Source organism: Lutibacter sp. A64 (assembly GCF_022429565.1).
Classification (GTDB): Bacteria; Bacteroidota; Bacteroidia; order Flavobacteriales; family Flavobacteriaceae; genus Lutibacter.
Map to the genome: position 1 here is coordinate 2494901 of NZ_CP092487.1, position 12513 is coordinate 2507413.

Genomic DNA, 12513 nt, shown 5'->3' on the forward strand with positions numbered 1-12513 from the left:
TTTAATTTATAATAATTATGAAGAAAATATTTTATATTCTAACAATATGTACGGCAATCTTAATAGTATCGTCATGCGACAAAGATATATTAGATAGAACACCTCTAGATGAAATATCTGAACCAGAATTCTGGAAAACAACAAGTGACTTAGAGTTATACGCAAACTCTTTTTATAATAAATTACCTGGATGGTCTGGTGTAGGTTTTGGTAGTGCCCAAATGCCAGACGTTGGTACAGATTTAGGGTTAGGAACAGGTATTTCATCTAGATTACACGGAAGCCAAGGTATTCCTAGCTCATCTACTAATTCACTTTGGAGTTGGGATGAAGTAAGACAAGCGAATTACTTTGTATCCAATGTATCTAAAGCAGAAGGTTTAGAAGCAGAAATTAATCAATTTACTGGAGAAGGTTATTTCTTCAGAGCTTATTTTTATTACGATTTACTAAAAAAATACGGTGACTTACCTATTTATGAAGAGTATTTTGATAATTTAAATACAGATGCTTTATACCAAGCTAGATCACCAAGAAATGAAGTTGCTGACTTTATACTTGCAGATTTAGATAAGGCAATTTCTTTACTAAAACCAAAAAGTGACCTTCCTACACCACGTGTAAATAAAGAAGCTGCTCAATTACTAAAAGCAACAATAGCACTTTATGAAGGTACTTGGGAAAAATATCACAACGGAACTGAATTTGGTGTACCCGGATCTGATGGTAGCGCTTTTTTACAACAAGCAGCAAATGCTGCTAAAGACCTTATTGATGGAGGAACAAGAAGCTTAAACCCTACTTATGGCGATTTATTTAATCAAACAAACCTTAGTACCAATAACGAGGTAATCCTTTGGCGAGAATACGATTATGTAGGTTTAGGAAGATCATTTGGTAACGATGCGCAAGTTCAATGGCCTAACAATTTTTCTTTTTCACTAAGTGCCATACGCAGTTATTTAGCCCTAGATGGTTTACCTACAGCAGTTAGTCCTTTAGATACAGATGATAAAATGTTAGCAAATATTGAAACGAACAGAGACCCTAGACTTGCTCAAACCCTAATGGTTCCTGGCGATATTACTGTTGTTAATATTGATGGCTCTATGCTATATTGGGAAGAACCTACTGTAGGAAAAAGTGTAGGAGCTTATGAATCTCAAAAATACAGAATTGTTGAATTAGACGCTTCTACTAATGACTATAGCAGAAATACAGCAAAAATTCTTATGAGATATAGCGAAGCATTACTTATTTATGCTGAAGCTAAAGCTGAATTAGGAACTATTACACAGGCGGATTTAGACCTTACAATAAATAAATTACGAGAAAGAGCTGGTTTTGATTTTGCTACATACCCAACTGCAAAACTTACTTTAAACCCTGTAACTGACCCTAATTGGCCAGATTATGGATATTCATTATCAAATTTACTTCAAGAAATAAGAAGAGAAAGAACCGTTGAATTAATGAATGAAGGGTTTAGAACTGCTGACTTAATGCGATGGAGAGCACATAATCTTTTTGTAGGTGCACAACAAAGACCAAAAGGAGCTTACTACGAAGATTTAATTATTGAAGTTGCGGGTAACTTAAACACTGATTCAGATGGATATCTTGACCCATATGCTTCAGACTTATCCAATGGTTACGGTTTTAATCCTGAACGTGATTATTTACTTGCTATACCATCTGAAGAATTAGTATTAAACCCTAACTTAACACAAAACCCAGGTTGGGAATAATATATTAATTTTAAACTTAATAAATTGAGTTTTTAATATTAGCCCAAAATTTAGTTTTTTATGTATTTTCATAATAAAAAACTAATTTTGGGTTTTTATTTATCTATATACTTGCTTAAAAGAAACACAACATACTCAAGCACTATTATAAAAACCTCACACACTGCTCCAAAAAGAGAGCTAACTCCTATCTTTATAAATTATTAAATATGCTTAATTAAGCCTTCTATAGGTTTACTAAAAACACCCAATTCCTATAACTTTTTCTAGCTATAACTCCACCTATAAAATTAAAGTTTAAAATAAATTCTAGTAGTTTTAAGTATTATCTCTGAAGTAAATTACGTTATAAAGAAGCAATAAAACACATTCTTTTTCTAAATTAAAACCTATTGTATTAATAAAGGTTTCAAAAAAGTCAACGTTAATTAGAACCAATACATTCCAAAGCTACACTTAGTGTATTTGATACAATAAAAAATAGAAATCTTGAAATACTAGTTTCACAAACTTTTTTACAATATAAAAAGACTGTCTAAAAAGTTAAATTTTCGTCAACCTAAATCTATTTACTCATCTATTTCACATTTTATAATATGGAATTTGTGAGTCTTCGAATTCATGTTCTCAAGTGAATGATTATCAGTAAAATGAGATTCTAAAACAAGTTCAGAATGACAGATTCCTAGACTTTTTAGACAGTCTCTTAAAAATATTTTAATTAAGAAAATAGAATTATTATTTCCATATTTTTTCTATTTCCTCTAAAGTTTTCCCTTTGGTTTCTGGAACAAATTTCCAAACAAGTAACGCTGCTAACACTCCCATAACACCATAAATCCAATAAGCAAAACCATGGTTAAATGTTTCTAGTAAATAGGTGTTTTTATCTAACATTGGAAACGTCCAAGAGACTAAATAATTAGAAATCCATTGAGCTGCAACCGCAACTGCTAAAGCTCTTCCTCTAATTTTATTTGGAAACATCTCTGACAATAGCACCCAACAAACAGGTCCCCAGCTCATAGCAAAACTAGCTACATAAATTAACATAAATATTAAAGCTCCTATACCAACAGATTCCATAAAAAATGTAGTTCCCAAAGCAAACATTGCAAATGCCATTCCTATTGCACCAATAATCATTAATGGTTTTCTACCATATTTATCAACTGTCATAATTGCTAACACTGTAAATAATAAATTAACAATTCCAACAATAATAGTTTGTAATAATGCAGCATTAGTACCAGACCCCATACTTTTAAAAATTTCAGGAGCATAATACAACACAACATTTATCCCTACAAATTGTTGAAAAACAGATAGCAATACACCAATTACAATTACCGCAATACCAAAAGAAAATAACTTTCCTGAATTACTAACTACTGTATTCTGAATTTCTGCAAGAATCTTTTTGCCCTCTTCAAGACCATTTACTTTAACTAAAACATCCAATGCTTTTTCTGGCTGAGATTTTAACACCAAAGACCTTGGAGTATCAGGTACCATAAATAACATTATTAAAAATAAGGTTGCAGGAATAATTTCTGAAGCAAACATCCAACGCCATCCAACAGTATTCAACCAGGTATCGTCTCCCTGTTTTGCAATAAAATAATTTACAAAATACACCACTAACATACCAAAAATAATAGCAAATTGATTCATTGACACCAATTTACCTCGTATTTTTGCAGGTGCAATTTCAGCAATATATAAAGGTGATAGCATTGATGCTAACCCTACTCCAATACCTCCAATAATTCTATAAACAATAAATATGTAAATAAAAGTATGATCTCCTTCTCCAACAGGTTTTATCAACATTTCTGGCATTGATGATCCAATGGCTGAAAATAAAAACAACACTGCCGCTAAAATTAACCCATTTTTACGTCCTAGTTTTTTACTAATAACACCACCAAAAACACCACCAATAATGCATCCAATTAAGGCACTGGAAACAACAAATCCTAAACGGGCATTTGCTCCCAACTCATCCAAACCAAAAGGCAGAACAAAAAAACTTTCTAACGAACTTACAGTTCCAGAAATAACTGCGGTATCGTATCCAAATAACAGTCCGCCCAATGTAGCGACTAAAGTTAGTTTCAATAAATATTTAGAATTTGCTGTTTCCATACTACTAAAAATTAAATGTATTGATTAATAATATTTTCAAATAATTCTTGCTTACCACTTTTTAGCGGTAACTCTCCGTTTTCTTGTGCAATTTTATACAAGTCTTCCATAGATAATTTTCCTTCTTCAAAAGCTTTTCCTTTTCCTGAATCAAAAGAAGCATAACGTTCTGCTCTTAATTTTGTATAGGGAGATGAAGTTATAATTTTATCTGCAATTAACAAGGCTCTTGCAAAGGTATCTGCTCCACCAATATGTGCGTGAAATACATCTTCTAAATCTGTTGAATTTCTTCTAATTTTAGCATCAAAATTAACACCTCCACCTTGTAAACCACCAGCTTTTAAGAATACCAACATTGCTTCTGTAGTTTCTTGAATATTGTTAGGGAATTGGTCTGTATCCCATCCATTTTGGTAGTCTCCACGGTTAGCGTCTAAACTTCCTAACATTCCTGCTTTGGCAGCAACTTCTAATTCGTGTTGGAATGTATGTTGCGCTAACGTAGCGTGATTTACTTCAATATTTATTTTAAAATCTTTGTCTAAACCATATTCTTTTAAAAATCCAATAGCCGTAGCTGTATCAAAATCATATTGATGTTTCATTGGCTCCATTGGTTTTGGCTCAATAAAAAAGTTACCCTTAAATCCTTGTGCACGCGCATAATCTCTTGCCATTCCTAAAAAGCGCCCCATATGGTCTAATTCACGTCCCATATCTGTATTTAACAACGACATATAACCTTCTCTACCTCCCCAAAAAACGTAGTTTTCACCACCTAATTTAATGGTTGCATCTAAGGCTAATTTAATTTGTCCACCAGCTCTTGCAAGTACATCAAATTCTGGATTTGTTGCAGCTCCATTCATATAACGTGGATTTGAAAAACAATTGGCTGTTCCCCATAATAATTTAACTCCACTTGCTGCTTGTTTTTCTTTTATATAATCGGTAATTGTATGTAATCTAGCTTCTGATTCTGTAAAAGTTGCTGCTTCTTGTACTAAATCATAATCGTGAAAACAAAAATAATCGAATCCCATTTTTGTAATAAATTCAAAAGCGGCATCTGCTTTATCTTTTGCTGCCTGAATTGGATCTGATGATTTATCCCACTCAAAACTCTGAGTTCCTGGTCCAAATGGATCGCCTCCTTGCCCACAGAATGAATGCCAATAGGCAATTGCAAATTTAAAATGCTCACGCATTGTTTTTCCTGCTACAACCTGATCTGGATTGTAATATTTAAATGCTAAAGGATTGTCTGATTCTTTTCCTTCAAACTTAATTTCACCAATGCCTTTGTAGTATTCTTTGTTTCCTAATAGTGCCATTTCTATATATTTTTTTTGTTATTATTTTTTATACATTTTTTCTAAATCTTGCTTCCAAAGTAGGTAAGCATCCATATATATTTTTTTATCATTTAATGGATGATAAGTCATTACGTGTTCACTATCTGAAAACGCATCATTCAAAGTTTTAAAATCTCCAAAACTTACCCCAGCTGCTCGCGCTGCTCCAACTGCTCCAGTTGTATCAATTATTCTAATATCTGCGCCTACCAATGTTGCAATTGTGTTTGAAAATATTTCTGAACGGAATAAATTATCGTTTCCTGCTTTAATTGCATTCACATCAATTCCATCATTTTTTAAAATATCAATGCCATAGACAAAACTAAAAGCAATACTTTCTAAAGCGGCTCTTAACAAATGCGGTTTGCCATGTCTATTAAAATTTAAGTTTAAAAAGCTTGCGCCAATATTTTCATTATTTAACATACGCTCTGCTCCATTTCCAAATGGTAAAATTCGTAAGCCATCTGAACCAACGGGAATAGATGCTGCCAAATTATTCATGTCATTATAAGAGTCTGTTGCAGCTACAATATTATTTTTCATCCAACTATATTGAATTCCTGCGCCATTAATATTTAGCAGTTTTCCAATTCTTGGTTGTTCTTTCTTATAATTTACGTGTGCAAAATTATTAATACGCGTATTTTCCTTCGTTTTTGAACTATCTGTTACCGCATAAACAACTCCCGATGTTCCTCCAGTTGCAGCAATTTCTCCAGGCTCAAAAACATTTAAAGACATTGCATTGTTTGGCTGATCGCCAGCTCTGTATAAAACCGGAATTCCTTCTGGCAACCCTATTTCTTCTGAAGCTTTTTTAGTTACTATTCCTTGATTTGAAAATGTTGGAACTATGGTTGGAATTACATCAGTAGCAATTCCCATATAATCGAACAACCAATCTGCTAATTTGTTTTGTTTAAAATCCCACATAATTCCTTCTGAAAGTCCAGAAATTGTGGTAGTTGCTTCTCCAGTTAATTTTAGAGCGATAAAATCGCCTGGTAATAACAATTTAGTTACTTTTTCAAAAATTTCAGGTTCATTTTCTTTTACCCATTTTAGTTTTGAAAGTGTAAAATTTCCTGGTGAGTTTAATAAATTAGCTACACATTTATCTTCTCCTGCTTCTTTAAAAGCTGCATTTCCAATTTCAACAGCTCTACTATCGCACCAAATAATCGAAGGTCTTAAAACTTCATTGTTTTTATCAACCACCACCATTCCGTGCATTTGATAAGCAATACCAATACCTTTTATTTCGTTTGAAGAAATACCTGTTTCTGCAAGTAGTTTTTTAGTGACTTTACATATATTTTCCCACCATAAATTAGGGTCTTGCTCTGCCCAACCTATTTGCTCAGCAACTATTGCCATTTCGGTTTCCGGATAATGCGTTATCCCGACTGATTTTCCTGTTTTTGCTTCAATTAAAGCTGCTTTAACTGATGAGCTTCCTAAATCAAATCCTATATAATACATAGTTTATAATGAATCTCTAATTGTTAGTTTTGTTGTAATATATTTTTGCATTGGTTTATCTTCTGTAATAAATGCTGCTGCTTTTGTTCCTAATTGTTTAAAATCTGTTGAAACCACAGATATTCCTTTGTATATAAACTTTTTCATAGGTGTATCGTTATATGATAAAAGCCCAACATCGGTTCCTGGCTCATATTTTTTACTTCTACATTGCTCTAAAAACAAGCCCAAAACCCGATCACTTACACTTATATACGCCTTATTTTTTTGAATATTATATGTTTTTGAATTGGTTAAAATTTGATATTTAAAATCGAAATCAGTACAAAATTTCTTAAAATATTCTATTGTTTCTATAGGATGATTTGTGTATTCTGGATATAAAAAAATTATATCTTCATACTTTCTAAACAAATGATTAGCTTCTTGAAGTGACTCATAAAAGGCTTTTCCAAAATCTTGAAAAACATAATTATTAGTTGATTTTGAATATATATTCCAATCAATTAATAATAACTTCTCCTCATTTATTTTTGAAACAACTTTTGGAACCTCTTTATGATTAAAGTTCATTACTATATACTTATAATATTTACCAAGACTATTGTTTATAATAGTTTTAAAATTTTCAATATTATAATGATGAAATTGAACATCAGTTATTATATTATCTGGTAAATTATTTATAAATGAATGGTATAAAACTTCTTTATAAGCTTTAAATGTATCTAACAGCAACAACACTTTTCTTGTTTCACTAGCCACATAATACCCTTTATTTGGAACAGATTCTATAACGCCATTTTCTTTTAAAATAGAATACGACTTAAAAACTGTATCTCGTGATAATTTAGTTGTTTTACAGATATTATTAACAGAAGGAAGCAAATCGCCTTCAGTTAAAACATTGTTTCCAACTGCATTGTTTATAGCATTTACTAATTGTTGATATTTTGGTATATCACTGCTATGTTGAATTGTTAGTATAATTTTACTTTTACCCATACTGTTCTGTTATGGTATGCTAAGGTACTAAAAAAATAAGAAATTATATTAATAATATTAAAGAATTTTAATTTTGAAACTCAGCAATAAAGAAACATCACCAACATACTTAATTTTATAAGTTCTGCAAGTAAATACATTGCTTTAAGAAAATAGAAAACAATTAATTTATAGTTTTTTAGAAATGGTTTTAGAACTTTTATTATTTATTGTTTTATTCATAAATATTTTCATTGAATATCCAAAAACAAGTCCACCAATTGTCCAAATAACAAGTCCCAACAATAATGTTTTTAGCGTAATTTCTTGTCCTTTAAAATATGGAAAACCTACGGACATTGTAAGAAACATAAAAGCTCCCCAACTTAATCCCATTCTAATCCAACCTTTTTTGCCAAATGGAGTTGGTAAAATTTCAATATTTATATTCTTATACCTTTCTGGTTGTTTTTTTAACCAAGTATCTTTTAGTTTATTTTTAAACCAGCCCCAAATAGGAAAAGGTAAAGTTAGGATTATAAAACTAAATACATTTATAATACACGGAATTATTTTACCACAATTAGAACAGTAAAGTCCATACCAATTTTTAAAAGCAGTTCCGTTTTGAGTTGCCCATGTTCTGCCATCATGTAATTTTCCACAATGTGGACAAGGAACAAAAGTCCTTTCAATTTTAGGTTTATTTGAAGTTTTATCTTCTAAAGTAATTTTTGGAATTCTTTGTCCCAAAAATAGCTCATTTATAGCTAAACCTGGATTTAAAATCCAATGTAAAATCATCCAGTTTTTCCATGTATAGATTTTATATTTTTCTTTATTAAATTCCATTATATTTTGATTAATCAATATTGATACTAATGGCATTAGTATGTTTTAATTGAGCAACGAATTTAGTAAATACATCTTAATATACCTACCTATAGGCAGGTGTAAAATTTGTTAAATTTTTATAAACATGCTCTAATAAAGCAATTAATTATTTACGATTTAAATTTGTAAAATGTTTTTCTTTTAACCTTTTAATTTAATTGTTTCAGCCATTAAAAGTATTTCATTATTAATTATTTCAGCATTTTCTTTTTCTGTAATAATAGAACCATGACTTCCATTAATAACAAATTGGATTCCATTTGTAGATAGTTCTTTCAGTTCTTTTTGCATTTCGTACCATAATTGAATTTGATTATCGGGATCAATTCCTTGATTTCTATAACTTTCTTTTTGAGATTCTCTATATTGTTCTGTAGCGGTAAAAACTAAAACAGGTAATGAATCTAAACTACTTGATTGACCTGAACGCAAAAGAATATTATCATTTATGCAATTTTCTTTTAGGTACCGGTTATATACTTTACCTGAATAACTTGCAAGATTAAGATTACGAATGTGGCAATCTTTAGGTAAACCATCTTCTTTAGCTTTTGGGTTAGTAATTTTATTATAAACCCCTCTTATTCCCAAATCTGAAAGCACCGCAATAAGTTTCGTAAATTTAATTTGATTTTTTGGAATCAATTCTTTTTGAGCTAATCGTTTCCATTGTTCTGGATGGCTAGAATCTAGAAAAACCATACCTACTACTTCATTCGGATATAAATCTCTAAATATTCTTTGGTAAACACCACCCATAGAATGACCCACCAATATGTAAGGAGGTTCTTCTCCACTTTTTTTTAGTAATTCGTGTAATTGGTATGCATAAAATTCTGTTGTAATACTATCTTTACTTGACTCGCTAAACCATTTTCCCTCCCTATCATAACGTATAACTCTTAAATCATCCTTTAGTCCTTCTGCAATCCAATGAAACATATCTGTATGACTGTTTGCACCTGATTCGAGAATAATAGTTGGTAAATCATTTTTATCACCTTCTGCTCTTATATGAAGTTTTGTTCCATTAACATCAATTAATTTACCTGGTGGAACTGGTTTTGAACTAAATAATCGAAAGCATAATCCTGACATTAATAGTAGAATTACAAATCCAGCTAAAATTTTACCAATCCATTTGAATATTTTCAGTATTAATTTCATCGTTATTTTCATAAATGTTTTACAATGGTTTTATATAAGAATAATAAGGCTGAAGATGAGCGCAAATCATTCGGATGAACACAAGCCAAATTTAAAACTTGGCGACCTTATAAAGGAATTTTAACATTTTGTATAAAAAAAGCTCATTTTATAAAAAATGAGCCTCTAGTTTATTGTGTTGACTATTTAAGTCAGTTATTAACCGTAGTTAAATTACTTATTTAAGAACAAAATATTAATTAGCCAAATATCATTAAAAATACATTATATATTTATTTTATGAAAATATCTTATTCACAAGATATTAACATTTATTTTTAATTTTATTTAAGAACCACACATTTCACAATCATCAGGATTGTTTTGAGAGGCAATTAACATTGCTTTAAGTTCTTCTGGGCTAAGTGGCACGTCTTCTGCTTTCTTTTCCTTAGAAACTGTAAATTGTATTGCATTTACAGCACTTTTAGTACGTAAATAGTACATTCCAGTTTTTAATCCGCTTTTCCAAGCGTAAAAGTGCATAGATGTAAGTTTAGAATAATTAGCATCTTGCATAAATAAGTTTAAAGATTGCGATTGATCTATAAAGTAACCTCTTTGTCTAGACATGTCTATAATATCTTTCATACTCATTTCCCAAACAGTTTTATACAAGTCTTTTAATTCTTGAGGAATTACATCTATATGTTGAATAGAACCATTAGCACGCATAATATTTTCTTTCATTTCATTATTCCACAAGCCTAATTCTACTAAATCTTCTAATAAATGCTTATTTACAATAATGTATTCACCACTTAACACTCTTCGCGTATAAATATTAGACGTATACGGTTCAAAAGCCTCATTGTTTCCTAATATTTGCGATGTAGATGCAGTTGGCATTGGAGCTACTAATAAAGAGTTTCTAACCCCATGCTCCAATACTTTTTTACGCAATGCTTTCCAATTCCAACGACCGCTTAAATCATCTTCTGAAACGCCCCACATATTAAATTGGAATTCTCCTTTAGACATTGGAGAGCCTTCGTAAGTAGAATATGGTTCTTTTGCTTTTGCAATTTCCATAGAAGAAGTTACTGCTGCAAAATAAATAGTTTCAAAAATTTCTTCATTTAATTTCTTAGCTTCATCACTAGTAAAAGGCATACGTAGCATAATAAAAGCATCTGCCAAGCCTTGAATTCCTAATCCGATAGGTCTATGGCGTAAATTAGAGTTTTCAGCTTCTTTAACCGGGTAATAATTACGATCTATAACTGTATCTAAATTTCGTGTAATTTTTTTAGTTACTTTAAACAGTTTTTTATGATTGAAGAATTTCTCACCTTCTTTACTTTCTTCAACAAACATAGGAATAGCAATAGATGCTAAGTTACAAACTGCAACCTCATCTTTTGCTGTATATTCCATAATTTCGGTACATAAATTTGAAGAACGAATGGTTCCTAAATTCTTTTGATTTGATTTTCTATTGGCTGCATCTTTATACAGCATATACGGATTTCCAGTTTCAATTTGAGCTTCTAAAATCTTTTCCCAAAGTTCTCTAGCTTTAATTGTTTTTCTTCCTTTTCCTACTTTCTCGTAGCCTGTATATAATTTTTCAAACTCATCTCCATAGGTGTCAAATAAGTGCGGACATTCATTTGGGCACATTAAGGTCCAATCTCCATTTTCTTCAACACGTTTCATAAATAAATCTGGAATCCACATAGCATAAAATAAATCTCTTGCTCGTTTTTCTTCAGCTCCAGTATTTTTACGAAGGTCTAAAAAGTCGAAAACATCGGCGTGCCAAGGTTCCATATAAATTGCAAAAGATCCTTTTCTTTTTCCACCACCTTGGTCTACATAGCGCGCTGTATCATTATAAACTTTTAACATTGGTACAATTCCGTTAGAAGTTCCATTGGTACCTCTAATATAAGACCCAGTTGCACGTACATTATGAATAGACAAACCAATTCCACCAGCAGATTGCGAAATTTTAGCGGTTTGTTTTAAGGTATCATAAATTCCATCTATACTATCGTCTTGTATTTGTAATAAGAAACAAGAAGACATTTGAGGTTTCGGTGTTCCTGAGTTGAAAAGTGTAGGTGTTGCGTGTGTAAATATTTTTTTAGACATTAATTCGTAGGTTTCTATGGCTTCATCAATATCATTTTGATGAATACCAATAGCAACACGCATTAACATATGTTGCGGACGTTCTGCAATTTGTCCGTTTAATTTTAGTAAATAAGAGCGTTCTAATGTTTTAAATCCAAAATAATCGTAGCCAAAATCTCTGTTGTAAATTATTGTTGAATCTAGTTTTGCAGCATTATCCATAATTACCTTATACGTTTCGTCAGATAATAAAGGAGCCTTTTTTCCAGTTCTAGGATTTACATAATTGTATAAATCCGTCATCACCTCAGAAAAAGTTTTTTTGGTATTTTTATGTAGGTTAGAAACTGCAATTCTAGCAGCTAAACGCGCATAATCTGGGTGTTGTACAGTCATTGTAGCTGCAGTTTCAGCGGCTAAATTATCGAGTTCGGAAGTAGTAACACCATCGTAAAGCCCTTCAATAACACGCATAGCAACCTTAACAGGATCTACTAAACTGTTTAAGCCATAACACATTTTTCTTACTCTTGCTGTAATTTTATCGAACATTACAGGTTCTTTTCTTCCGTCTCTTTTTAGTACAAACATATTTTAGTTTTTAGTAG

At 31.2% G+C, this 12513-nt stretch carries 8 protein-coding genes; 1 reads left to right on the top strand and 7 read right to left on the bottom strand.

The genetic code is table 11. The features are described 5' to 3' along the window. The first annotated feature begins 17 nt into the window (after positions 1–17). On the top strand, positions 18–1748 hold the full coding sequence (locus tag MKD41_RS10070) for a RagB/SusD family nutrient uptake outer membrane protein (protein ID WP_240242166.1): 1731 nt from the start codon (positions 18–20) through the stop codon (positions 1746–1748). Positions 1749–2486: 738 nt separating this feature from the next. On the opposite strand, the gene xylE is transcribed toward MKD41_RS10070, so the two are convergent. The 7 genes from xylE to MKD41_RS10105 form a co-directional block, all read right to left on the bottom strand. Next, a complete protein-coding gene (xylE, locus tag MKD41_RS10075) occupies positions 2487–3896 on the bottom strand; it encodes a D-xylose transporter XylE (RefSeq protein WP_240242167.1) in 1410 nt (469 codons plus the stop codon). 11 nt (positions 3897–3907) lie between these two features. Continuing rightward, complete coding sequence (xylA, locus tag MKD41_RS10080; RefSeq protein ID WP_240242168.1) at positions 3908–5233, bottom strand: xylose isomerase; 1326 nt, start codon at positions 5231–5233, stop codon at positions 3908–3910. A 21-nt stretch (positions 5234–5254) separates the two neighbouring features. Next, a complete protein-coding gene (locus tag MKD41_RS10085) occupies positions 5255–6742 on the bottom strand; it encodes a xylulokinase (RefSeq protein WP_240242169.1) in 1488 nt (495 codons plus the stop codon). Between the two features lie 3 nt (positions 6743–6745). After that, on the bottom strand, positions 6746–7747 hold the full coding sequence (locus tag MKD41_RS10090) for a GntR family transcriptional regulator (RefSeq protein ID WP_240242170.1): 1002 nt from the start codon (positions 7745–7747) through the stop codon (positions 6746–6748). Between the two features lie 168 nt (positions 7748–7915). Continuing rightward, on the bottom strand, positions 7916–8614 hold the full coding sequence (locus MKD41_RS10095; RefSeq protein ID WP_240242171.1) for a hypothetical protein: 699 nt from the start codon (positions 8612–8614) through the stop codon (positions 7916–7918). A 147-nt stretch (positions 8615–8761) separates the two neighbouring features. Beyond that, positions 8762–9787, bottom strand: a complete 1026-nt coding sequence (locus tag MKD41_RS10100; RefSeq protein WP_240242172.1) for an alpha/beta fold hydrolase — start codon at positions 9785–9787, stop codon at positions 8762–8764. Positions 9788–10114: 327 nt separating this feature from the next. Beyond that, on the bottom strand, positions 10115–12496 hold the full coding sequence (locus MKD41_RS10105) for a ribonucleoside-diphosphate reductase subunit alpha (protein ID WP_240242173.1): 2382 nt from the start codon (positions 12494–12496) through the stop codon (positions 10115–10117). Between the last annotated feature and the right edge of the window lie 17 nt (positions 12497–12513).